The following is a 22,938-nucleotide window of genomic DNA, read 5'->3' as shown; positions in this document are numbered from 1 at the left end:
CGAGCGTCAGCGCCGGGTCACGAGGCGGGTCTCGAGCAGGTCGTCGACCACCCGGGTCTCCACGCCGGTCCGCCGTTCGAACGCGGATCCGCGCAGCGGCCACAGCGCGACGAGCACGATGCCCACCGCCGCGCCCGCGGCCAGCACCAGCGCGGCGACGAACTGGGCGGCGCCGGCGGTCGCCGTGCTGAGCACCGCGAAGCCGGTCAGGACGATCCCGGTGGGCAGCACCGCGGCCAGCGCGACCAGGGAGGCCGGCGTGCGGCGCAGGTCGCGGCGCCGGCTGGTGAGCCAGGCGGCGAGCAGGCAGGCGAACGACGCGCCGAGCAGGCAGGCGCCCGCCGTGTCGCTGAGCCGATGCCAGCCCAGCGCGATGGTCGACGACGAGACCCAGGCGACGGCGACGCCGCCGATCCCGATGATCGCCGGGCGGAATCGGTGCGGCAGAACGAAAGCGAGTGCCATCAGGATGGCCATGGCGGCGCTGACGTGCCCGCTGGGGAAGCTGTTGTGGCCCGGCCCGCGGCCGCCGTCGGGCAGTTCGGGACGGACGAGGACGTAGAGCTTGAGCAACTGCGCGGCGACGAGCGGGAGCACGAGAACGCTCAGCGCGGGGACCAGGAGGCCGGGTTTGCGCCGGAGCAGCGCCAGGACGACGAGCCCGATCCCGGCGGCGCCGATCACGAGCACCATGTCCTGGTCGCGCAGCGGCCCAGCCCAGTCCATTGTGGACCATTGGCCGGACTGCGCGCTGCGGACGACGCCGTTCTCCGCGAGCTGCCCGGCCGACGTGTGCACGAAGAGCACATAGGTCACGAGGAACGCGACGGCCAGGCCCAGTCCGGTGGCGAGCTGGAACACGGCCCTGGACAGGGTCCGCCTGGTCTCGGCGTGCCGTCCCGGCAGCGGACGGCGGACAGGGGTCGGCTTCGCTTCGTGGATGAGTAGGGCCATGCGTCCCACTGTCCCCACGGCGTTTAGCCGGGAGGTCCGGACAATGTCATGGTTCTGCTACAAGATCGAGCCGAGTCGCACACGAGCGGCGGCATCCGAATAATGGCGGCGTGGCCAGTGTCCTGTTGATCGAAGACGACGCGTCCGTGCGGGAGGGACTGGAACTCGCGCTGCGCCGGCAGGCGCACACCGTCCACACCGCCGAGAGCGGTGAGCTCGGGCTGGAGAAACTGCGGGTGTTCCAGCCCGACATCGTCGTGCTTGACCTGATGCTGCCCGGCATCGACGGCTTCGAGACCTGCCGCCGGATCCGCGCGGCCGGCGAGGTGCCGATCATCATGCTCACCGCCCGCAGCGACGACTTCGACATCGTGGCCGGGCTGGAGGCGGGAGCCGACGACTACGTGACCAAGCCGATCGAACCCCGCGTGCTCGACGCCAGGATCCGGGCCGTGCTGCGGCGCGCGGTGAGTGAGAAGCCCGCGAGCGACGCCGCCGCCGGTGAGCGGCACGGCCGCCTGGTCATCGACCGGGCGGGGCTGGTGGTCACGAAGAACGGCGAGCCGGTCTCGCTCACCCCGACCGAGCTGAAGCTGCTGCTGGAGCTGTCGCGCACCCCCGGACAGGTCTACAGCCGCCAGCAGATCCTCTCCGCCGTCTGGGATCACGACTACCTCGGCGACTCCCGGCTGGTCGACGCCTGTGTCCAGCGGCTGCGCGCGAAGATCGAAGACGTTCCCGCGAAACCCGAACACGTCCAGACCGTCCGCGGCTTCGGATACCGGTTCGGCCGTTCATGAGATGGCTCTCCGGGCTGCGGCCCCGGCTCATCCTGGCCTTCGCGGCGATGGCGATCATCGGCGCGGCGGCCGCGGCGGGGGCCAGCTACGTCTCGGCGAGGAACGCGATCCTCAAAGCCGTCCAGGACGCGGCGATGGACCAGCTGAAAGACCGGGTCGGCGCCTACGGCCGCCCGCTGTCCACGCCACCGACCCAGGAGCAGCTCAACGACTTCGCGGGCAGCCTGCGGTTGAACGCCGTCGCGGTCAGCGGGAAACTGCGGTCGGTCAACGGCCCGGACCTGACCCGGTTCTCGACCGAACTGCGGCAGACGGTCGCGGGCGACAGCCGGATCCAGTTCCAGCGGCTGGACCGCGACACCGGCCCCGAACTCCAGATCGGCCTGCCGGTGCTGGCGCGGCGGCCCGACGGGTCGACGGAGGCCAGCGGTATCGAGGTGTATTCGCTCACCTCGCTCGTCCAGCAGCAGCAGGCCATCGACGAACTCGCGAAATCCGCCTGGCAGATGGCGGCGCTCGTCCTCCCGCTGGCCGCGGCGCTCGCCCTGCTCGCGGCGAGACAGGTGCTGAGACCGGTACGGGCGCTCAACACCGCCGCCGCGCAGCTCGGCGAAGGCAGGCTCGACGTCCGGCTGCCCGCCAAGGGGTCCGACGAGCTGGCCGAACTGGTCACGACCTTCAACAACACCGCCGCCGAACTGGAACGCACGGTCGGCGAGCTGAGGGCCATGGAGGCCGACGCCCGCCGGTTCGTCGCCGACGTCTCGCACGAACTCCGCACACCGCTCGCGGCGATGAACGCGGTCACCGACGTCCTCGACGAGGACGCGGAGGCACTGCCGCCGGACACCGCCGTCGCGGCGAGGCTGGTCTCGGGCGAGACCCGGAGGCTGACCCGGCTGGTCCAGGACCTGGTCGAGATCTCCCGGTTCGACGCGGGCCGCGCCGAACTCGTGCTCGACGAATGGGATCTCGCCACCGCGATCCGGGACAGCCTCGACGCGCGCGGCTGGCGCGAGGGCGACGACCTGGTCACCGACCTGCCGGAGGGCGTCTTCGCCCGCGTCGACCGGCGGCGGCTCGACCTGATCGTGGCGAATCTCGTCGGCAACGCGTTCCGGCACGGTGCGGCGCCGGTCGGAGTCCGCCTGCGCGGCGGTGGCGACGGCGTCACCCTGGAGGTCGAGGATCACGGCCCCGGTATCGATCCCGAGGTCCTGCCCCATGTGTTCGACCGGTTCACCAAGGCCGACACCGCCCGTGCCCGCTCCGAAGGCAGCGGGCTGGGCCTGGCGATCGCGCTGGAGAACGCTCGCCTGCACGGCGGCGACATCACCGCCGCCGACACCGGGCACGGCGCCCGGTTCGTCCTGCGCCTGCCGCACCGGCCCGAAGGAGGGACGCGATGAGCAGGAGCCGGGTACTGCCCGTCCTCGCGGCCGCGGCGCTGCTGGCGGCCTGCGGCGTCCAGCCGACCGGCGTCGTCCCGGCCGGGCCCGGCCCGTCGATCCGCGCCACCACGGGAACGAGCGTCGTCGGCGGCCTGACGCTCTTCTTCGTCTCCGACGGCCGGGTCATCCCGGTGACGCGGCCCAGCGAAGGCTTCATCTCCCCCGAGGGCGCGGTCACGCTGCTGCTGCAGGGGCCGACGGACCGGGAAGCCGCGCAGGGGCTCACCACGTTCGTCCCGCCGGAGTTGGGCAAGCTCCGGGTCTACTCGGGTGACCCGTCGAGCCTCGCGCTGCCGTTCTCGGTGCGCAAACTGTCCGACCAGGCCATCAATCAGCTGGTCTGCACCGTGATCGCGGCCTCGAAGGCCGGCGGGCGGCCGGCACACTCCCAGGGAGTGAACGTGATCTCGCCGAACGAGGACGTGTATTTCCAATCCTGCAAAGCGGACTGAATCCGTCACTCACCGTGCTCACATAAAAGCACTTCTCGTATCTGTACGGACGTGAGCCACTTTTGGTTCACCGATCAAGGTAACTGTGGGCGAACACACTCGGGCGTGACATTGCCGTGTCCTTTTCGTAATGTTGCCCGGAGCTCGCGGCCCCCGACGCGAGTTCCCGTCCCCGAAGTGGTGAGTGATCAGAGAAATGGCCGGCAGACATCGCAAGCACAAGGCTCCGCAATGGAAGCTCCCCGCGGGTATCGCGGCAGCGGTCGCCACGGCGCTCCCGGCGTCGATGTGGCTGACGTCCGCGGGTACCCCTGACGTCGAAGCGGCCAGCGCCGCGCTCGCGCTGAAGTCTCCCCCGGTCTCCAGCGTGACTCCCCCGCCGTCGACCAGCAGCACCCCGCCCTCCAGCACGACCACGACACCGCCGCCGTCGACCTCCTCGGCTCCCCCGAAGCCGACGACGCCGACCAAGGCACCCGCGCCGGTCAAGAAGACCGTGCCCGCCGCGACGGCGTGTTCCACCGACCTCGCCGGCACCAAACCGCACGTGGCCCAGGTCGGAAACCACGTCAAGGCGAAGTTCGGCGTCAAGACCGTCGGCGGCGTCGCCGGCCGGGCGAACGCCAGCGACCACCCCTCCGGCCTCGCGCTGGACTTCATGGTGGACACCGCCACCGGCAACGCCATCGCCGAGTACCTCATGGCCAACCAGAAGGACTTCGGCGTCACCTACGTCATCTGGCGCCAGCGCTACAACGACGGCAGCGGCTGGGACACCATGGAGGACCGCGGCGGCGCGACCGCCAACCACATGGACCACGTCCACGTCTCCTTCGCCAAGAGCGCGAAGGTGACCGTCAGCTGCTAACGATTCCGGGCGGGCCGCTCGCCGGGCTGGATCACCGGTCGTCCGACGACCTCTTCCACGCCTTTGACGGCGAGGCGGTCCGCCCGCTCGTTCTCCGGATGCCCGGCGTGCCCCTTGACCCAGTGCCATTCGACGTCGTGCTGTGAAGCGGCTTCGTCGAGGCGGCGCCACAGGTCAGCGTTCTTGACCGGCGTTTTCGCCGACGTCATCCACCCGTTGTTCTTCCAGTTCCGCACCCAGCTGGTGATGCCGTTCCGGACGTAGGTGCTGTCGGTGTAGATGTCGACCGACACCCGGCGCTTCAGGCTTTCCAGCGCCTCGATGGGCGCGGTCAGTTCCATCCGGTTGTTCGTGGTCGGACCGGGATCCCCGCCGTAGATCTCCTTCTCGACGGTGCCGTACCGCAGTACCGCGCCCCAGCCGCCGGGACCGGGATTCCCGCTGCACGCGCCATCGGTGTAGATCTCGACTTCCGCCACCGGGACACCCTAGCGACGGGTTCAGTCCGGCAGCAGCGGCACCCACGGCTCCTCGGCCTGCCCGAGATGCACCGCGCGCGTGATGGATTTCGACCCGAACCGGTCCCGGACGGTGTCGAGCGTCGTGTCGAGCGCGTCCCTCTGCTTCGCCCCGAACGGCAAGGCGAGCTGGATCGCGTCGTCCTTCGACAGGTTCGTGAGCGCGAGCCCGATCAGCGTGAGCCCGCGTTCGTCGATCAGCGGTCTCGCCGCGGCGAGCAGGTCACGGGCCGCCGCGACGATCGCGCCGGTCTGCTCCGTCGCCTCCATGAGGGTGTGCGAACGCGTCGCCTTGGTGAAGTCGGCGAACCGCATCCGCAGCACGACGGTGCGGCACACCCGGTGCGCCGACCGCAGACGACGGGCGAGGCGATCGGCCAGGGTCAGCAGCATCGCGTCGAGTTCGGCGGGTGACCGCGGCCTCCCGCCGAGCGCGTTCTGCGCCCCGATCGACCGGCGGCGACGGCCCGTCTGCACTCGGCGCGGGTCGTCGTTGTGGGACAGGGCGTGGAGATGGGCGCCGACGCCACGGCCGAGCATCCGGACGAGTTCCTTCTCCCCGAACCCCTCCATCTGCCCGACCGTCGTCACGCCACGCTCGCGAAGCTTCTGGGCCGTCACCTTGCCGACGCCCCACAGCCGCTCGACCGGAAGCGGATGCAGGAACTCCAGCTCCTTGTCGTGTGGGACGACGAGGAGGCCGTCGGGTTTCGCGACGCCGCTGGCCACCTTCGCGAGGAACTTCGTCCTGGCCACGCCCACCGTGATCGGCAGGCCGACCTGCTCCAGCACGTCCTCGCGCAGTTTCGCCGCGATCCGGCTCGGTGAGCCCGCGATCTTCCGCAGCCCGCCGACGTCGAGGAAGGCCTCGTCGATCGAGATGCCTTCGACGAGCGGCGTCGTGTTGCCGAAGACCTCGAAGACCGCCTTGCTCGCCGCCGAATACGCGTGCATCCGGGGCGGGACCACGATCGCGTCCGGGCACAACCGCCGCGCCTGGCCGCCGCCCATCGCCGTGCGGACTCCGTACGCCTTGGCCTCGTAGCTGGCCGCCAGCACCACACCGCCGCCGACGATGACGGGACGCCCGCGCAACTTCGGGTCGTCACGCTGCTCGACCGACGCGTAGAACGAGTCCAGGTCGGCGTGCAGGATGGGACCCTCGGTCGTCATAGAACATATGTTCGCATCAAACGGCCCAACGGCCAAGCGCCCGGCTCAGTCGAACGGCGGCCCGGAGTGGGAAACCCGGTGCTTGAAGACCTGCCCGTCCCGGATCTCCGCGGTGTAGGTCGGCCTCGGCGAGATCGCGCGCCAGGCGTTCAGCACCTCCTCCGACTCCCAGTGCTCGAAGATGTTCACCCGGCCCGGTTCGAGCGTGTCCGCCGAGATCACCACGTCGAGACACCCGGGGCAGGCCCGCGCCTTCTCGACGATCACCTGGTGCCCGGCCACGTACCGGTCCCGTTCCTCCGGGTCGACGTACACCTTGCCCGCCACGATCACGGTCATCTCGACTTCCCTTCGTTCGATCAGTTCACCCCACCGACGAACGCCGGCGACGGGAATCGACACGGGCGCGGACGAAATCCGTGACCGATCGCCCACCCGCGAAACACCAGATCGCGATCACCGGATCGCAGATCGCGCAGCCGAAGGACGAATGCTCGGCGAACGGGATGATCGGAGCACCCTTGAGATGGTGGACGACGTCCCAGCCGGTGTGCAGCAGCCAGGCCATGCCGATGAACGTCCATGATTCCAGGCCTTGGTACGCCACAGCGGTCACCACCGCGGTGAACACGAACTCCCAGATCCCGAGGCCGCCGCCGCTCAGGTAGGCGGCGCCTGCCCCCGCCACCATCACCGCGTTGAAGCGGCGGCGGTGCGGTTCGTGGATCAGCGACATCAGCACGACGTAGCCGAGGCCGACGAGAATCGGCGCGATGATCATCATGGCTCGACGCTAGAAGCGGCGGCGGCCCGCTCCCAGTGGCGTGAACGACGCCTTCCAACGGGATCCCGCCATCGGGTGGGTACGGTGCCGCTCATGCACACCGTCGCGGTCCTCGCGCTGGACAAGGTGATCCCGTTCGACCTCTCGACACCGATCGAGGTCTTCACCCGGACCCGGCTCGCCGACGGAAGCGCCGGCTACCGGCTGCTCGTCTGCGCGGAACACCCGGACGTCGACGCCGGGCACTTCACCCTGCGCGCGCCGTGGGGGCTGGAGGCGCTGCGCGAAGCCGACACGATCATCGTCCCCGGCACCGCGGATCCGGGCGGGCCGCTGCCGGAAGCCGTCCGCGACGCGCTCACGTCGGCCGCCGCGAGGGGTACGCGGATCGCCTCGATCTGCTCCGGCACCTTCGTTCTCGCCGCCGCGGGCCTGCTCGACGGCCTCCGCGCCACCACGCACTGGATCGCCGCCGAGACGCTGGCCGCGGCCTATCCGGACGTCGATGTCGACCCGGACGTGCTCTATGTCGACAACGGGCAGATCCTGACCTCCGCCGGCGCCGCCGCCGGCCTGGATCTGTGCCTGCACCTGATCCGGCGTGACCACGGCTCCGCGATCGCGGCCGACGCCGCCCGTCTTTCGGTCATGGCGCTGGAGCGCGAGGGCGGACAGGCGCAGTTCATCGCGTTGCGGCATCCGCCCGCTCCGCGCGGCGCAGCGCTGGAACCCACCCTGCTCTGGATGCAGGAGAATCTCGCGCGCGAGCTCACCTTGGCCGATATCGCCGCCCGCGCCGGGATGAGCACACGCACCCTGATCCGGCATTTCCGCGAGCAGACCGGCACGACACCACTGCAATGGCTGCACCGGGCGCGGGTCCGGCAGGCGCAGCATCTGCTGGAGACCACTCAGCACGCCGTCGAACGGATCGGCGCCGAAGTCGGTTTCGGGTCGCCCACCGCGTTCCGCGACCGGTTCAAGCGCACGACCGGCGTCAGCCCCGGCACTTATCGACGTGCTTTCCGTTAAGCGGCGACGGCCAGTGCGGTGTCCGAGGCCCGCGCCCTGGCCTGGTCCGCGAACCGTTTCCGGGCGGCGACGACTCTGAGCCAGCGTTCCGAGCGCTCGGCGTCGAGATCGAGGGTGGCGCGGGCGAGCACTTCGGCGGCGCGGGCGGCGGAATCGATCTCCGCGGCGGCGCCGAGGTAGTCGCCCGCGTCGATCAGCTTGTAGGCGTGACGCATCTCGGTCTGCGCGGTGGAGTAGATGGCGTAGGCGGCGAGGTTGTTCGCCAGCGGGCCCAGTGAATGCGACATCGGATTCTCCGTTCCTTCTCTTACCCACACGTCGAACGGGACCCCGCCGGTTCGACACGGCGGGCGGATTTTTCCCGAAGGTCGCGCCGAGTGGTCGCTTCACGACGGTCTGAAGCGCGTGCCGGCCTGGGCGGCGCCGGCTCGACCTGCCGATCGGCGGCAGGGCGGCCGTGACAGGGTCGAATTGGCGCCGCCCGCGCAGTAGGCTTCGCCTCGTCTGGGGAGGCGCGATGGAGCGATTCGCTCGGGGTCCGGTCGGCCTGGTGGTCGGGATCCAGGTCCTGGTGCTGACACTGTTGTCCGGCCGGTACGGCTTCCATCGGGACGAGCTGTACTTCATCGCCGCGGGGAAACGGCTCGACTGGGGTTATGTCGATCAGCCTTCGCTGACGCCCTTGCTCGCGAGGATCTCCACCGATCTTTTCGGCGCCACTCCCGCCGGTCTGCGCGTGGTCGCGACGCTGTGCGCCGCCGCGACGGTGATTCTGCTGGCGCTGGTCGCCCGTGAGTTCGGTGGTGGGCGCGGCGCGCAGGTCCTCACCGCCGCGATGACCGCGCTGGCGGCGTTCGTCGTGGTGGACGGGCACATGCTCTCGACGGCCACCGTCGACGTGCTGATCTGGAGCGCGCTGGGCCTGGTGGTCCTGCGTCTGTTCCGCACGGGCGACGGACGGTGGTGGCTCGCGGTCGGCGCCGTCGTCGGCATCGGGCTGGAGGGCAAATGGCTCGTCCTGCTGATGGTCGCCTCGATCGGCCTGGCAGTACTCGTCACCGGCCCGCGGACGGTGTTCCGCACCGGCTGGCTCCCGGCCGGGATCCTGCTCGCGCTCGTGCTGGCCGCTCCGGGCCTGATCTGGCAGGCTGCGCACGATTTCCCTTTGCTCACCGTGGCTTCCGGCATCAGCGAGGACGACGGCGCGGAGAACCGGATCCTGTTCGTACCGATGCAGCTGCTCTACCTCTCCCCCGTGGCCGTGCCGGTCTGGATCGCCGGCGGCATCAGGCTTTGGCGCGATCCTGACCTGCGCTGGGCCCGGTCACTGGCGCCGGCCTATCCGGTGTTGTGCGTGATCTTGCTGGTACTGGGCGGAAAACCGTACTACTCGGCCCCCTTTCTGCTGCTGCTCGCGGCCGCCGGCGCCGAACCCTGCCTGCGCTGGCTCGACCGCACTGGGCGCCGCGCTCTGGCCGCCTTCCTGGCATTCGTGGGCGCGGCCGTGTCTCTCGTCGTCGGGCTGCCCCTGTTACCGGAGTCCGCGCTGGCTCCGGTTTTGGCGGTGAACAAGGAACAAGGCGAGCAGGTGGGGTGGCCGGAGCTGGCCTCCTCGGTCACCCGGGTCTGGGAGCGGATCCCGGCCGAGCAGCGCACGACCGCGGTGATCTTCACCCGGAATTACGGGCAGGCGGGGGCTTTGGAGCACTACGGGCTTCCGTCGGTGTACTCGGGCCATATGTCCTATTCGGACTGGGGCCCTCCTCCCGCCGACGCTGTCGGCCCGGTGGTCGTCGTGGGGCCGTACCTTCCGGCATGGTTCACCGGATGCCACGAGGCGGCCGTGCACGACAACGGGTTCGGAGTGGAGAACGAGGAACAAGGAGTGCGGATTTCCTTGTGTGCGGGGACTTCGCGTCCCTGGTCTTCGTTGTGGAGCGAATTGCGGCATTACTACTGACCGGGTTGCTCCTTGGCGGGCGCGAAAACTGTCGGTGGTCGGTTGTAGCTTCGGTGTGTGGATACACGGAACGCGCTTGTGGCGCTGCTCGAGGAAGTCACGTCGGCTGATCGGCTTCGGGAGGTCAATGCTTCACTGGGTTCGTTGGGGGATGAGGATGTTGTGGCGGCTGCTGTGGCGGCGTCGGAGGGGATCGCGCGGTTGGAGGCGGTGCGGTTTCGTGCGTTGGCGCAGCTGAGCCGGCATCGTGACGGCGCGTCGAGTGTGGTGCAGGAGGTCGCGCTCGCGTTGTCTGTTGTGGATGGTCACGCGGCTGGGCTGGTGTCGACGGCGGAGGCGTTGACCACCCGTCTCCCGCGCACCCTCGGTCTGCTGGATGAGGGCAAGGTGGGTGGTTACGGGGCGATGAAGGTCGCTGCCGCGACCGCGTGGTTGTCGGATGAGGACGCGCGTGCGGTGGACGAGGTGCTGGAGGACCGGTTGCCGGGCCGGAATTCCGAGCAGGTCCGGAAAGCGGCCAGTCACGCGGCGATGATGGCCGACCGTGACGGCGCCGACCGGCGTGCGGAACGACAGCGGGCGGGGCGCCGGTTGTCGATCCGCCAGGGCGAGACCGGGGTGGCGTCGATCGAGGTCGAGGACGGCCCCGTGGAGAAGGTCACCGCCGCCTACACGAGGATCGACCGCGAGGCACGCGCTTTGAAAACCGGTGACGAACCCCGCACTTTGGATCAGCTGCGCGCGGACGTCGCGCTCGATCTGTTGCTGGGCGGGCAGGGTGGACGTGAACGGTCCGAGGTGTTCCTCTACATGGACCTCGACACTTATCTCGGGGTGAACGACGCTCCGGCCGAGCTGGCCGGGCACGGGCATGTTCCGGCGTCGCTGGCGCGGCATATCGCGTCTGGCCCGGACACGGTGTTGCGGCGGATCATCACCGATCCGCTCTCCGGGCAGGTGCTGGATCTGGGGCGGGACCGCTATCGGCCGACTGCGGGGTTGGGTGAGTTCGTGCGGGTGCGGGACCGGGAATGCCGAAGACCCGGCTGCCACCGGGCCGCCCAGGCCTGCGATCTCGACCACGCGGTGCCCTGGCAACACGGCGGCCACACCGCCGACACCGAACTGATCGACTTCTGCCGCCGCGACCACCGATTGAAAGACGAACCAGGCTGGGTCTACCGGCTCGCTTCTGACGGCACCTTGACGATCACGACGCCTACTGGGCAAAGCTACGACAGTGCCCCACCGCCCCTGCACGAACCCCGCACCGACGAACCACCATTCTGACCCGACCACGATTAGGGTCGTCGCCGAAATTCGACCAGCGCTTGAGAGCCGGGACCCGGCTGGGGGTCTACGGGCTTGCGGCTGCGAGCTGGCCACCAGCTCTGCATGAATCGTGCGCCAAAGCGACTGTTCTAAACCCGCCGTCGGAACCGACCGCGGTTGGGGTCGTTGCCGAAATTCGACCAACGCTCGAGAGCCGGACCCGGCTGGGGGTCTACGGGCTTGCGGCTGGCAGTCGGTCACCTCGCCAGGACGATCCCCACAGCGATGAGTCACCGTTCTGAACCCGTCGCCGAAAAGCGGCTATGGGGCGACGATGCGTTGCCGAAATTCGGCCATCGCTCGAGAACCAAACCCGGCTGCGGCCCACCGGCTTGCGGCCGACAGCCGGCCACCACCCCTGCGCGAACCCCACAACGAACAGCCAGCACTCCGAACCGTCGCCAGAAAACGGCCACGGCACCCACGATTGGGGTCGTTGCCGAAATTCGACCAACGCTCGGGAGACAGACCCGGCTGGGATCTACAGGCTTGCGGCTGCGAGCTGGCCACCACCCCTGCATGAATCGTGCACCAAGCGACTGTTCTGAACCCGTCGCCGAAACCGACCACGGTTCAGGTCGTTGCCGGAATTCGGCGAGTGTTCGAGAACCAAACCCGGCTGGGGCTCACCGGCCTGCGGCCGACAGCCGGCCACCACCCCCGCACGAACCCCACAACGAACAGCCACCACTCCGAACCGTCGCCAGAAAACGGCCACGGCACCCACGATTGAGGTCACTGCCGAAAGACGGCCATCGGGGCAGACACACCACGCGATGGCTCTCGCGGCTCGGGACCATGCCTCATGCAGCCGGCGCCCACCGCCCTGGCCACACACACCCGACGCCGTCGCCAGAAAACGACCATGCTGCCACGTCTGGTGGTCGCCGGAATCCGGCTACGGAACAAGGGCCGGCACACCACGCTATGACGCCTCGCGACCACGTAACGTCCCCACCCCGCCGTCGCCGGAAAACGACCACGGAACAAGGGGCGGCACACCACGCGACTGCGATACGCGTCCCGAGCCAAGCACCCCAAACCAGACCCGGACCGCCGCCGACGAACGACGACCCCATTGCCAAATACCGACCGCGGAAGCAAACCCGGCACACCGCCGGGATGGCTCTCACGCCCCGCCGCCGTCGCCGGAAAACGACCACGCCCCGCGATATCGCGCTCCCCGGAAAGCCACCATCGCCGTAACCCGCCCACCACCCGATCAAGTGCGCACCACACCCCGACGGCGAGCTGCCCGGACACCCTCGACCTCCGCGGCCAGAACGACGCCCACCCCGGCCCCGAGCCGCCGAGAACGACATCCCAACCCGAAGGCCACCCGATGCAACCTGCCCCGAGCACCCTGATGAAACCGGCGTGAACACCGGATGACACCTCGCGAACCCGGCTACCAAGCCCGACCCCCAGTTGTCCACTTCATCACGTCATCAGCCCCCTCTACTAGGTGTTCCAGGACACTTTTTGGCGGGTTCCTACAACGCCCGGCCCTCGGCATGCGCCACCGACGACATTCTCGTACCGGCCGGTAAGAGGCAGGCTGTTGGACAGGAACAGAAGACTGTCCCGCACGTGATCCGGCGGGACGGTGTCGCGCACTTGGGAGGCTCAGTCGGTGTTCAGTCGTGTCGCCATCGTCAACCGCGGGGAAGCCGCGATGCGGCTCATCCACGCCGTCCGCGAGCTTTCGGCGGAGACCGGACGACGGATCGAGACCGTCGCGCTCTTCACGGACGCGGACCGGTCGGCGACGTTCGTGCGGGAAGCCGACATCAGCTACAACCTCGGTCCCGCGTCGGCGCGTCCGTACCTGGATTTCGCCGTGCTGGAGCGGGCGTTGACCGAGACCAGGGCCGACGCGGCCTGGGTCGGCTGGGGGTTCGTGGCCGAGGATCCGGCCTTCGCCGAGCTGTGTGAGCGGCTGGGCGTCACCTTCATCGGCCCGAGCGCGGACGCCATGCGCAAGCTCGGCGACAAGATCGGCGCGAAGCTGATCGCCGAAGAGGTCGGCGTCCCGGTCGCCCCGTGGAGCCGCGGCGCCGTCGCGGATCTCGACGCCGCCATCAAGGCCGCCGACGAGATCGGCTACCCGCTGATGCTCAAGGCGACCGCGGGCGGCGGCGGCCGCGGTATCCGCGTCATCACCTCCCCCGACGAGCTCGAGGACGCTTACGAGCGCACCAGCCTGGAGGCCGAGCGCGCCTTCGGCAGCGGCGTCGTCTTCCTGGAGCGCCTGGTCACCGGCGCCCGGCACGTCGAAGTCCAGGTCATCGCCGACGGCCAGGGCACCGCGTGGGCGCTCGGCGTCCGCGACTGTTCGGTGCAGCGCCGCAACCAGAAGATCATCGAGGAGTCCGCCTCACCGGTCCTGGCGCCCGAGCAGGCCGACGAGCTCAAGCGGTCCGCCGAGCGGCTCGCGCTCGCGGTCGAGTACCGCGGAGCGGGCACGGTCGAGTTCCTCTACCACCCCGGCGACAAGCTGTTCGCGTTCCTCGAGGTCAACACCCGCCTGCAGGTCGAGCACCCGATCACCGAGCTGACCACCGGCATGGACCTGGTCAAGGCCCAGCTGCACGTCGCTTCGGGCGGCAAACTGGACGGGGTCCAGCCCGCCGAATTCGGGCACGCCGTCGAGGCGCGGCTCAACGCCGAGGACCCGGACCGCGACTTCGCGCCGTCCCCGGGCCGCATCGCGCGCCTGGACCTGCCCGCCGGCCCCGGTATCCGGGTCGACACCGGGGTCAGCGAAGGCGACACGATCCCGGCCGACTTCGACTCGATGATCGCGAAGATCATCGCCTATGGCCGCGACCGTGACGAGGCGCTCGGCCGTCTGCGCCGCGCGATGGCCCAGACCACGGTCATCATCGAGGGCGGCGCGACCAACAAGAGTTTCGTCCTCGACCTGCTCGACCAGCCCGAGGTGATCGACGGCAGCGCCGACACCGGCTGGATCGACCGCGTCCGCGGCGAAGGCAAGCTGGTCACCCACCGCCACTCGGCGATCGCGCTGGCGGCCGCCGCGATCGAGGCGTACGAGGACGAGGAAGCCGTGGAACGCCAACGGCTTCTCTCCACCGCGCACGGCGGCCGCCCGCAGGTCCAGCACGAGAGCGGCCGACCGCTCGATCTCAAGCTGCGCGGCGCCGCGTACCGCGTGAGCGTCGCCCGGATCGGCCACCGCCGGTTCCGCGTCGGGGTCTCGGCGGGCGGCGGCGACATCCACCCCGCCGACGTCGAGGTCGACCGGTTCGACGAGCACACCGGCCAGATCACCGTCAACGGCACCCGGTTCCGCCTGGTCACCGGCACGCACGGGCCGATCCACCTGGTCGAGGTCGACGGTGTCACCCACCGCATCAGCCGGGACGAGGGCGGCGTCGTCCGCTCTCCCGCGCCCGCGCTCGTCGTCGCGACCCCGCTGGAGGTCGGCGCGGAGGTCGAGGCCGGCGCACCCGTGCTGGTGCTGGAAAGCATGAAGATGGAGACGGTGCTCCGCGCGCCGTTCCGCGCGAAGCTGCGCGAGTGCGTCGTCTCGGTCGGCAGCCAGGTCGAGACCGGCGCTCCCCTGCTGCGGCTCGAACCGCTGGCGGAGGAAGGCGCCGAGGTCGCCGAGGACACGGGCAGTGTCGAGATCGAACTGCCCGCGGAGCCGGACGGCACCTCGGCCGCGCAGCGGGTCGCGCGGGGCCAGCAGGATCTGCGCACCCTCCTGCTCGGCTTCGACGTGGACCCCCACGACGAGCGCCGCACGCTCAGCACCTACCTCGCCGCCCGTGCCGAACTGGACGGCAACGGCGATCGCCCGCTGGAGGGCGAGGTCGAGCTGCTGACCGTGTTCGCGGACCTCTCCGAGCTGATGCGCAACAAGCCGGCCCGCGAAGACGCCAAGACGGACACCCGGGTGCACAGCTCCCGCGAGTTCTTCCACACCTATCTGCAGAGCCTCGACGTCGAACGCGCCGGGCTGTCGGAGTCGTTCCAGAACAAGCTCAAGAAGGTGCTGGCGCACTACGGCATCAAGGATCTGGAGCGCACACCGGAGCTGGAAGAAGCGGTCTTCCGCATCTTCCTCGCCCAGCAGCGGACCTCCTCCGACGTCGCGGTCGTCACCGCGTTGCTGCGGCAGTGGCTCACCGAGCCGCAGCCGTTCGAGTCGATGCGCGAGCCGGCGGGCAAGGCGCTGGAGGCGCTCATCGCCGCCACCCAGCTCCGTTTCCCGGTGGTCGGCGACCTGGCGCGCAGCGTGGTGTTCCGCTGGTTCGCCCAGCCGCTGCTCCGCCGCACCCGCGCCGAGGCGTACAGCGAGGTCCGCAAACACCTGCGGCACCTCGACCTCCACCCGGATTCCCCGGACCGCGCCGAGCGGATCGCGAGCATGCTGGCCAGCGCGCAGCCGCTGGTCCGCCTGCTCGGGCAGCGGATCGGCCGCCCCGGCACCGATCACGGCCCGCTGCTGGAAGTCCTGAGCCGCCGCTACTACGGCAACCGCGCGCTCACCGATGTCCGGCAGGTGACCGTCGGCGGCTGCGCCTTCGTCACCGGTGACTACGCCGACACGAACGAGCGGTTCCACATGGTCACCACCGCGGTCGACCGCGCCGGGCTCCCCGGGGCGATCAAGGCGGTCGCCGATCTCGCCGCGCAGCTGCCCGCCGACACCGACGTCGAGGCGGACCTCTATCTCACCTGGGACGACGAGTCCGCCGACGACGACACGATGGCGGCCGGGCTGCGCGAGATCCTCACGGCCGAGTCGCTGCCGAGCCGCGTCCGGCGGATCACCACCACCGTCGCCGGTCACGGCGGCGCGGTGATGCACCACCACTTCACCTTCCGGCCGTCCTCGACCGGGTTCAGCGAAGAGCGGCTGATCCGCGGCCTCCACCCGCTGATCGCCCAGCGGATGCAGCTGCAGCGGCTGGCGAACTTCGACCTGACGCGGCTGCCGTCGGGCGACGAGGACGTCTACCTGTTCAAGTGCGTCTCGCCGATGAACCCGTCTGACCAGCGGCTGGTCGCGCTCGCCCAGGTCCGCGACCTGACCCCGTTGCGGGACAACGACGGCAAGCTGCTGGCCCTGCCCGCGGTCGAAGGCACGCTGGCGGGCTGCCTCGACGCGATCCGCGAGGTGCAGGCGAAGCTTCCGCCGAGGAAACGCTTCGACACCAACCGGATCATGCTGTACGTCTGGCCGACCAGCGAGCTCACCGGCGAGGAGCTGGACACCGTCGCGCAACGTGTGCAGCCGTCGACGGCGGGTGCGGGTCTCGAAGAGGTCCAGTTCCTCGGCAGGCAGCGCGACCGCGCGACCGGCGAGGTCAAAGAGGTCGCCGTGCGGATCGGCTACGACGTCAGCGGCGGTGTGCAGATGTCGCTGTCCGAGCCCACCACCGAGCCGATCCTGCCGCTCGACGACTACCGCCAGAACGTCCTGCGCGCCCGTCGCCGCGACACGGTGTACCCGTACGAGCTGACCGAGATGCTCGGCTCGTTCACCGAGTACGACATGGACGACACGAAGACCCTCGTCCCGGTCGACCGGAAGAAGGGTCGCAACAAGGCGGCGATCGTCGCCGGCGTGGTCACCACGCCGACCGAACGGCACCCCGACGGGGTCAAGCGCGTGGTGCTGCTCGGCGACCCGACGAAGGCGCTCGGCGCGCTGTCGGAGCCGGAGTGCTCGCGGGTGATCGCGGCGCTGGACCTCGCCGAGCGGCTCCAGGTCCCGCTGGAGTGGTACGCGCTGTCGGCCGGTGCCCGGATCTCGATGGAGTCCGGTACCGAGAACATGGACTGGGTCGCGGCCGCCCTCAAGCGGATCGTGCACTTCACCCAGAACGGCGGCGAGATCAACATCGTCGTCGCCGGGATCAACGTCGGCGCCCAGCCGTACTGGAACGCCGAAGCGACGATGCTCATGCACACCAAGGGAATCCTGGTGATGACGCCGGATTCCGCGATGGTGCTGACCGGCAAGCAGTCGCTCGACTTCTCCGGTGGTGTCTCGGCGGAGGACAACTTCGGCATCGGCGGCTACGACCGCGTGATGGGCCCGAACGGCCAGGCGCAGTACTGGGCGCCGAATCTCGCCGCGGCGCGTGACGTGCTGATGTCGCACTACGACCACACCTACGTGGCGCCGGGCGAGCCCGGCCCCCGCAAGGCGGTCACGAACGACCCGATCGACCGGGACATCTCGCCGTTCCCGCACGCGGCCGTCGACAGCGACTTCACCACGGTGGGCCAGATCTTCTCGCGGGAGGCCAACCCGGACCGCAAGAAGCCGTTCGACATCCGCACCGTGATGCGCGCGCTGTCGGATCAGGACCACCCGGTGCTGGAGCGCTGGCCGGGCATGGCGGACGCGGAGACCGCGGCCGTGCAGGACGTGCACCTCGGCGGGCGGCCGGTGTGCCTGCTCGGCATCGAGTCGCGTTCGGTGCCGCGCCGCGGCTTCCCGCCCACCGACGGCCCGGACACCTACACCGCGGGCACGCTGTTCCCGCGGTCGTCGAAGAAGGCGGCGCGGGCGATCAACGCGGCCAGCGGCAACAGGCCGCTGGTGGTGCTGGCGAACCTGTCCGGCTTCGACGGCTCGCCGGAGTCGATGCGGAAGCTCCAGCTGGAGTACGGCGCGGAGATCGGCCGGGCGATCGTCAACTTCGAGGGCCCGATCGTGTTCACCGTGATCTCGCGGTACCACGGCGGCGCGTTCGTGGTCTTCTCGAAGGCGCTGAACCCGAACATGACGGTGCTGGCGCTGGAAGGCTCGTTCGCCTCGGTGCTCGGCGGCGCGCCCGCCGCGGCGGTCGTGTTCTCCGGTGAGGTCAACGCGCGGACCGCGGCGGATCAGCGGGTGCGGTCGCTCACCGAGAAGCTCAGCGGGGCGACCGGGGCCGAGCGCGCCGCGCTGGCCGCGGAACTGGCCGACGTCCAGGCGTCGGTGCGCGCCGAGAAGCTGGGCGCGGTCGCGGCCGAGTTCGACGGCGTGCACAGCATCGAGCGTGCGGTGAAGGTCGGTTCGGTGGACGCGATCATCAGCGCCGCCGAGATGCGGCCGCGCATCATCGAGGCGATCGAGCGGGGCCTGGCGAAGCAGTAGCAGCCGCCCCTCACGAGTGCTATGAACGGGACGTTCCTTGCAAATTTCGCAAGGAACGTCCCGTTCATAGCGTTTCCGCAGGGCTAGTCGGTGGGCGGCGGGTCGCCGAAGTCCTCCGGCGCGATCTTGTCCAGCGCCGCCCGGAACTCCTCGACCTCCCGTTCCTGCTCGACCGGATCCGGGGGCACCGACGGCAGTTCCGCGTCGGGCCCGCTGCCCACGATCTCGACCCGTACGGAAGCGACCTCCAGTACCGCGTCGGCCACCTCGATCCCGACGCCGGCGCGCAAGCCGATGGCGACCGCGTCGCTCGGCCGCGCCGAGACGCGGATACCGGAATCGAGCACCAGGTCGGCGAAGAAGATGCCGTCCCGCAGCGCGGTGACCTGGACCCCGGTGACCCGGTGCCCGAACGACTCGACCACCTGGCCGATCAGTTCGATCGTGCCCGGCCGCGGCAGCCGGATCCGCTCCTGCGCGAGCGCCACCGCGCTCGCCTCGGGGCCGCCGATCGTGATCGCCAGCCAGCGGCGTTCACCCTCCCGCTCCCGCAGCAACATCACCGGTGCCGCTTCCGGGGCCAGGACTGCCATCCCTTCGACGTCCATGGGGATCATGCGCGGTACCTCATTCCCTCGCCTCAGGCGCTGTCGTCGTCCTTCAATGCCTTGTCCGCCACCACTTCCGACGGGGTGGCCTGGTCGCGGCGCTGGAACGGGGTCGTATGCCCCTCCGCTCGCAGCCTGGGGATCATGTGGGGGTAGTGGAGTTCGAACGCCGGGCGTTCGGACCGGATCCTCGGCAGATCGAGGAAGTTGTGCCGCGGTGGCGGACAGGTCGTCGCCCATTCCAGGGAATTCCCGTGTCCCCACGGATCGTCCACCTCGACGATCTCGCCGAACCGGTAGCTCCGGACGACGTTCCACAGGAACGGCAGCACCGAAGCGCCGAGCAGGAAGGCACCGATGGTGGAAATGGTGTGCAGCAAGGTGAAACCGTCGGTGCTCAGGTAGTCGGCGTAGCGGCGCGGCATACCTTCGTTGCCGAGCCAGTGCTGCACGAGGAACGTCGTGTGGAAGCCGATGAACGTGGTCCAGAAATGGAGTTTCGCGAGCCGCTCGTCGAGCATCCGCCCGGTCATCTTGGGGAACCAGAAGTAGATCCCGGCGAAGGTGGCGAACACGATGGTGCCGAACAGCACGTAGTGGAAGTGCGCCACCACGAAATAGGTGTCGTGGATGTGGAAGTCCAGCGGCGGCGCGGCCAGGATGATCCCGGTCAGCCCGCCGAGCAGGAAAGTCACCATGAATCCGATCGACCACAGCATCGGTGACTCGAAGGTGAGCTGCCCCTTCCACATCGTGCCGATCCAGTTGAAGAACTTGATCCCGGTCGGCACCGCGATGAGGAAGGTCATGATGGAGAAGAACGGCAGCAGCACCGCGCCGGTGGCGAACATGTGGTGCGCCCACACGGCGAAGGACAGCGCGGTGATCGCAATCGTCGCGAACACCATGAGCTTGTAGCCGAAGAGCGGTTTCCGGCTGAACACCGGGACGATCTCGGTGATGATGCCGAAGTAGGGCAACGCGACGATGTACACCTCGGGATGGCCGAAGAACCAGAACAGGTGCTGGAACAGGATCGCCCCGCCGTTGGCCGGATCGAAGACGTGCGCGCCGAGGCGCCGGTCGGCCATCAGCCCGAACAGGGCCGCGGTGAGGATCGGGAAGACCGCCAGGATCAGGATCGTGGTGAACAGGATGTTCCAGGTGAACAACGGCAACCGCCACATGGTCATCCCGGGCGCGCGCAGGCAGAGGATCGTGGTGACCATGTTGACCGCGCCCAGGATCGTCCCCAGCCCGGAGACGATCAGGCCCATGATCACCAGATCGGCGCCGACGCCCGGGGTGTGCGCGGCGTTGGACAGCGGCGTGTACATCGTCCACCCGAAGTCCGGCGCGCCGCTCGGCGTGAGGAACGCGCTGAGCGTCATCAGCCCGCCGAAGAGATACAGCCAGTAGGAGAACGCGTTCAGCCTCGGGAAGGCGACGTCTGGTGACCCGATCTGCAGCGGCAGGATGTAGTTGGCGAAGGCGAAGAGGTTCGGCGTCGCGTACAGCAGCAGCATGATGAGGCCGTGCATGGTGAACAGCTGGTTGTACTGCTCCTGCGAGAGGAACTGCATCCCCGGCCTGCCCAGTTCGCCGCGCATCAGCAGCGCCATGAAGCCGCCCACGAGGAAGAACGCGAACGAGGTGCTCAGGTAGAGCACACCGATCGTCTTGTGGTCGGTGGTCCGCACGACGTTGAGGAACACGCTGCCCTTCGGCGCCCGGCGCCGCCCGCCGAAACGGACGGCCTCCGGGCGGGGCGAGGTCTTCACCGCGGTCATGGCGACTCCCAGCACGAGGACGCACCTTCTGAAGGCTGGTACCCCTCCAGGAGAGTCCCTACACGCGGGCTTTTCAAGAGGCTGAAGGGGACCATGCCCGCGTCTGATGAGGTGAAAGCGCCCTTCACCGCGTGCGACGCGGGGAAAGTCCCCTTCAGCCGCCGAGCAGAGCCTCCAGGTGATCCGCCGCCGCGGCGGCTCCGCCCGCCGAACGGAACGAGGCGCCCACCTTTTCGGCGGCCGACCGGTACCCCGGATCGTCCAGCACCCTGGTCACCGCGGCCGCGATCCGGTCGGGTTTCGCGCCGCCGAACCGCAGGCGGACGCCGGCGCCCGCGTCGACGACCTGTCCGGCGACGATCGGCTGGTCGTCCCGGATCGGCGCGACCACGAGCGGCACCCCGTGCCACAGGCTTTCGCAGACCGTGTTGTGCCCGCCATGGCAGACGACGGCGTCCACGTGGGCCAGAAGCGCCATCTGGGGCACGTGGGGCACCACCAGCACCTCGTCCCCCACCGGCCCCACGGCGCCGCCGGGGTCGGCGACGACGGTCCGGATCCCGTCGATCCGGGAGAGTCCCCGTGCCGCCGCGCGGAGGAAGTCCCCGGCGGCGTCGGCGTTGGCGGTGCCGAGGGTGACGAACACCGTCGGCACCGCCGGGTCGAGCCGGTCCCAGGGGAAGCCGCAGGTGGGCGCGCGGCCGCCGAGGGACGGCCCGACCAGGCGGACCTGGTGCGGCAGCGGGACGGGGCCGAGCAGTTCGCGGGTGGTGAAGGCGAGCACGCCGTGCGGGGACATCCTCGGATCGGCGGGGCCGCCGTCCACCCGCGTCCGCAACGCGCCGAGGAGTTCGTCGAGCCAGGCCGCCACCTTGGGCATCCCGGCCAGGGGGTCGACGAGTTCCGCGGACGTCGTCGCGAAGGTGACCCACGGCAGGCCGAGCCCGTCGGCGACCAGGCCGCCCGCGATGGCCTGCTGGTCGGCGACCACGACCTGCGGGCGGAACCGGCCGATCGCGGCGCGGACGCCGGGCGCCATCGCCTCGGCCAGCGGGATCAGGAACTCCTCCCACAGGAACCGGAACGCCGCCGGGCCCTTGAGGCTCGCGTCGCGTTCGGGCAGTCGGCGCGGGACGGCGCACGGGAACACGTCGGCGCCGTCGCCGGCGAGCCGCCGGATGATCTCCGGCCTGCCCGCCCACGCGACCTGGTGACCGCGCGCGGTGAGGGCGGCCGCGACCCCGGCCGCGGGGTTCACGTGCCCGGTCAGCGGTGGCGTGACGAAGAGGAATCTGCCCACTCAGGCCGCCGTCTCGCACGAGTGTTCGCGGACCCAGTCCAGGATCAGCGCCGACGTCTCCGCGGTGCGCTCGACGAGCACCGAATGCCCCTGGTCCGGCAGCACGACGGTGCGGCAGCGGTCCAGGTTCGCCTCCAGGTCCGGGACCTGTGCCGCGAGCCCGGACAGATCGCCGAACAGCGCGAACACCGGGCAGCGGACCGCCGCGAGGTCGTCGTCGACGGTCCGGCTCAGCGGGATGTCCTCGGCCAGGGTGGTGGCGGCCAGGATCTTGTACGCGGATTTCGACAGCCGGGCGGTGTGCGCGCCGTGGTTCTCGGCGATCCAGCCGATCACCTCGTCGTGGGCGAGCCGGTCCTTCGCGTCGGCGAGCCCGTCGGCCATATGCCCGATCCAGGCCCGCACCGGCGGTTCGGCCTCGATGGCGACGACACTGGCGACACGCTCGGGACGCGAAGCCGCGAGCCCGAAGGCGATCGACCCGCCGAACGAGTTCCCCGCCACGTGCACCGGCCGGTCGATCCCGAGTGCGGTGAGCAGGCCGTCGAGGTCGGCCACGAAGTCCTCCAGGCGGTAGCCGGTGGCGGGCCGCGTCGTGCGGCCGTGCCCGCGAAGGTCGTACATCACGACGTCGATGCCTTGCGCCGCGAAGGCGGGCCCGAGCGTGAAGTAGTAGCTCGCCAGGCTGTCGGTGAGGAGACCGTGGACGAACACCACGACCGGCGCCTCACCGTCGGCGGGTCCGAGGCGCTGGACGTGGACGTCGAGATCGCCGACCTTGACCTTCGCCATG

At 69.8% G+C, this 22,938-nt stretch carries 18 protein-coding genes; 8 read left to right on the top strand and 10 right to left on the bottom strand.

The features are described 5' to 3' along the window. Positions 1-6: 6 nt before the first annotated feature. Entirely contained in the window at positions 7-954 is a 948-nt protein-coding gene (locus tag ACOCEP_RS26200) for a phosphatase PAP2 family protein (RefSeq protein ID WP_482331642.1), read from the bottom strand. Positions 955-1,064: 110 nt separating this feature from the next. On the opposite strand from ACOCEP_RS26200, the gene ACOCEP_RS26195 reads away from it, so the two are divergent. The 4 genes from ACOCEP_RS26195 (at position 1,065) to ACOCEP_RS26180 (ending at position 4,525) form a co-directional block, all read left to right on the top strand. After that, complete coding sequence (locus ACOCEP_RS26195) at positions 1,065-1,754, top strand: response regulator (RefSeq protein ID WP_482331641.1); 690 nt, start codon at positions 1,065-1,067, stop codon at positions 1,752-1,754. Then, positions 1,751-3,163, top strand: a complete 1,413-nt coding sequence (locus ACOCEP_RS26190) for an ATP-binding protein (protein ID WP_482331640.1) — start codon at positions 1,751-1,753, stop codon at positions 3,161-3,163. Before ACOCEP_RS26195 ends, ACOCEP_RS26190 begins: the two co-directional genes overlap by 4 nt. After that, positions 3,160-3,657, top strand: a complete 498-nt coding sequence (locus ACOCEP_RS26185) for a hypothetical protein (protein ID WP_482331639.1) — start codon at positions 3,160-3,162, stop codon at positions 3,655-3,657. The genes ACOCEP_RS26190 and ACOCEP_RS26185 overlap by 4 nt, the downstream gene beginning before the upstream one ends. 196 nt (positions 3,658-3,853) lie before the next feature. Next, the gene (locus tag ACOCEP_RS26180; protein WP_482331638.1) at positions 3,854-4,525 is read left to right on the top strand and encodes a VldE C-terminal domain-containing protein; all 672 of its coding nucleotides are present in this window, start codon (positions 3,854-3,856) and stop codon (positions 4,523-4,525) included. Here ACOCEP_RS26180 and rnhA read toward each other — a convergent pair. Genes rnhA through ACOCEP_RS26160 form a run of 4 tightly spaced genes read right to left on the bottom strand, consistent with a single transcriptional unit; the run spans position 4,522 to position 7,000 of the window. Continuing rightward, a complete protein-coding gene (rnhA, locus tag ACOCEP_RS26175) occupies positions 4,522-5,004 on the bottom strand; it encodes a ribonuclease HI (protein WP_457955678.1) in 483 nt (160 codons plus the stop codon). The genes ACOCEP_RS26180 and rnhA overlap by 4 nt on opposite strands. 21 nt (positions 5,005-5,025) lie before the next feature. Further along, positions 5,026-6,216 carry a DNA polymerase IV gene (gene dinB / locus ACOCEP_RS26170; protein ID WP_482331637.1) on the bottom strand — a complete coding sequence of 397 codons (1,191 nt, stop codon included), beginning with the start codon at positions 6,214-6,216 and terminating at the stop codon, positions 5,026-5,028. 45 nt (positions 6,217-6,261) lie between these two features. Beyond that, positions 6,262-6,555, bottom strand: coding sequence for a putative quinol monooxygenase (locus tag ACOCEP_RS26165; RefSeq protein WP_482331635.1), 294 nt, complete (start codon positions 6,553-6,555; stop codon positions 6,262-6,264). Between the two features lie 25 nt (positions 6,556-6,580). After that, positions 6,581-7,000: a DUF6010 family protein gene (locus ACOCEP_RS26160; RefSeq protein WP_482331633.1), complete on the bottom strand. Its 420-nt coding sequence runs from the start codon at positions 6,998-7,000 to the stop codon at positions 6,581-6,583. 93 nt (positions 7,001-7,093) lie between these two features. Between ACOCEP_RS26160 and ACOCEP_RS26155 the strand changes: the two genes are divergently transcribed. Further along, a complete protein-coding gene (locus tag ACOCEP_RS26155) occupies positions 7,094-8,032 on the top strand; it encodes a GlxA family transcriptional regulator (protein ID WP_482331632.1) in 939 nt (312 codons plus the stop codon). Here the strand turns inward: ACOCEP_RS26155 and ACOCEP_RS26150 are convergent. Further along, positions 8,029-8,319: a hypothetical protein gene (locus tag ACOCEP_RS26150; RefSeq protein WP_482331631.1), complete on the bottom strand. Its 291-nt coding sequence runs from the start codon at positions 8,317-8,319 to the stop codon at positions 8,029-8,031. The two genes, ACOCEP_RS26155 and ACOCEP_RS26150, sit on opposite strands and share 4 nt — an antisense overlap. A 230-nt stretch (positions 8,320-8,549) precedes the next feature. Here ACOCEP_RS26150 and ACOCEP_RS26145 point away from each other — a divergent pair, with 230 nt between their 5' ends. From ACOCEP_RS26145 to ACOCEP_RS26135, 3 genes are all read left to right on the top strand, one after another. Then, positions 8,550-9,992, top strand: a complete 1,443-nt coding sequence (locus tag ACOCEP_RS26145; protein WP_482331630.1) for a glycosyltransferase family 39 protein — start codon at positions 8,550-8,552, stop codon at positions 9,990-9,992. Positions 9,993-10,070: 78 nt separating this feature from the next. Beyond that, positions 10,071-11,282: an HNH endonuclease signature motif containing protein gene (locus ACOCEP_RS26140; RefSeq protein WP_482339826.1), complete on the top strand. Its 1,212-nt coding sequence runs from the start codon at positions 10,071-10,073 to the stop codon at positions 11,280-11,282. A gap of 1,675 nt (positions 11,283-12,957) precedes the next feature. Continuing rightward, positions 12,958-18,447, top strand: coding sequence for an ATP-binding protein (locus tag ACOCEP_RS26135; protein ID WP_482331629.1), 5,490 nt, complete (start codon positions 12,958-12,960; stop codon positions 18,445-18,447). Between the two features lie 83 nt (positions 18,448-18,530). On the opposite strand, the gene ACOCEP_RS26130 is transcribed toward ACOCEP_RS26135, so the two are convergent. The 4 genes from ACOCEP_RS26130 to ACOCEP_RS26115 all read right to left on the bottom strand — a co-directional run bounded on the left by ACOCEP_RS26130 (position 18,531) and on the right by ACOCEP_RS26115 (position 22,937). Further along, positions 18,531-19,064: a bifunctional nuclease family protein gene (locus ACOCEP_RS26130; RefSeq protein ID WP_482331628.1), complete on the bottom strand. Its 534-nt coding sequence runs from the start codon at positions 19,062-19,064 to the stop codon at positions 18,531-18,533. A gap of 23 nt (positions 19,065-19,087) precedes the next feature. Next, the gene (ctaD, locus tag ACOCEP_RS26125) at positions 19,088-20,845 is read right to left on the bottom strand and encodes an aa3-type cytochrome oxidase subunit I (protein ID WP_482339825.1); all 1,758 of its coding nucleotides are present in this window, start codon (positions 20,843-20,845) and stop codon (positions 19,088-19,090) included. 154 nt (positions 20,846-20,999) lie between these two features. Beyond that, positions 21,000-22,145, bottom strand: a complete 1,146-nt coding sequence (locus ACOCEP_RS26120; RefSeq protein ID WP_482331627.1) for a glycosyltransferase — start codon at positions 22,143-22,145, stop codon at positions 21,000-21,002. Then, positions 22,146-22,937 (bottom strand): alpha/beta fold hydrolase, encoded by a 792-nt coding sequence (locus ACOCEP_RS26115; protein ID WP_482331626.1) that lies wholly within the window; start codon positions 22,935-22,937, stop codon positions 22,146-22,148. It abuts the gene before it with no gap. Position 22,938: the final 1 nt, after the last annotated feature.

Source organism: Amycolatopsis sp. CA-211722 (assembly GCF_056828465.1).
This window is presented reverse-complemented; position numbering and strand designations above follow the sequence as displayed.

Bases quoted from the DNA above. Each gene is read 5' to 3' on its own strand.
- ACOCEP_RS26200 (WP_482331642.1), bottom strand. From the start codon at position 954: ATGGCCCTACTCATCCACGAAGCGAAGCCGACCCCTGTCCGCCGTCCG.
- ACOCEP_RS26190 (WP_482331640.1), top strand. From the start codon at position 1,751: ATGAGATGGCTCTCCGGGCTGCGGCCCCGGCTCATCCTGGCCTTCGCG.
- ACOCEP_RS26185 (WP_482331639.1), top strand. From the start codon at position 3,160: ATGAGCAGGAGCCGGGTACTGCCCGTCCTCGCGGCCGCGGCGCTGCTG.
- ACOCEP_RS26180 (WP_482331638.1), top strand. From the start codon at position 3,854: ATGGCCGGCAGACATCGCAAGCACAAGGCTCCGCAATGGAAGCTCCCC.
- dinB (WP_482331637.1), bottom strand. From the start codon at position 6,216: ATGACGACCGAGGGTCCCATCCTGCACGCCGACCTGGACTCGTTCTAC.
- ACOCEP_RS26165 (WP_482331635.1), bottom strand. From the start codon at position 6,555: ATGACCGTGATCGTGGCGGGCAAGGTGTACGTCGACCCGGAGGAACGG.
- ACOCEP_RS26160 (WP_482331633.1), bottom strand. From the start codon at position 7,000: ATGATGATCATCGCGCCGATTCTCGTCGGCCTCGGCTACGTCGTGCTG.
- ACOCEP_RS26155 (WP_482331632.1), top strand. From the start codon at position 7,094: ATGCACACCGTCGCGGTCCTCGCGCTGGACAAGGTGATCCCGTTCGAC.
- ACOCEP_RS26150 (WP_482331631.1), bottom strand. From the start codon at position 8,319: ATGTCGCATTCACTGGGCCCGCTGGCGAACAACCTCGCCGCCTACGCC.
- ACOCEP_RS26145 (WP_482331630.1), top strand. From the start codon at position 8,550: ATGGAGCGATTCGCTCGGGGTCCGGTCGGCCTGGTGGTCGGGATCCAG.
- ACOCEP_RS26130 (WP_482331628.1), bottom strand. From the start codon at position 19,064: ATGATCCCCATGGACGTCGAAGGGATGGCAGTCCTGGCCCCGGAAGCG.
- ctaD (WP_482339825.1), bottom strand. From the start codon at position 20,845: ATGACCGCGGTGAAGACCTCGCCCCGCCCGGAGGCCGTCCGTTTCGGC.
- ACOCEP_RS26115 (WP_482331626.1), bottom strand. From the start codon at position 22,937: ATGGCGAAGGTCAAGGTCGGCGATCTCGACGTCCACGTCCAGCGCCTC.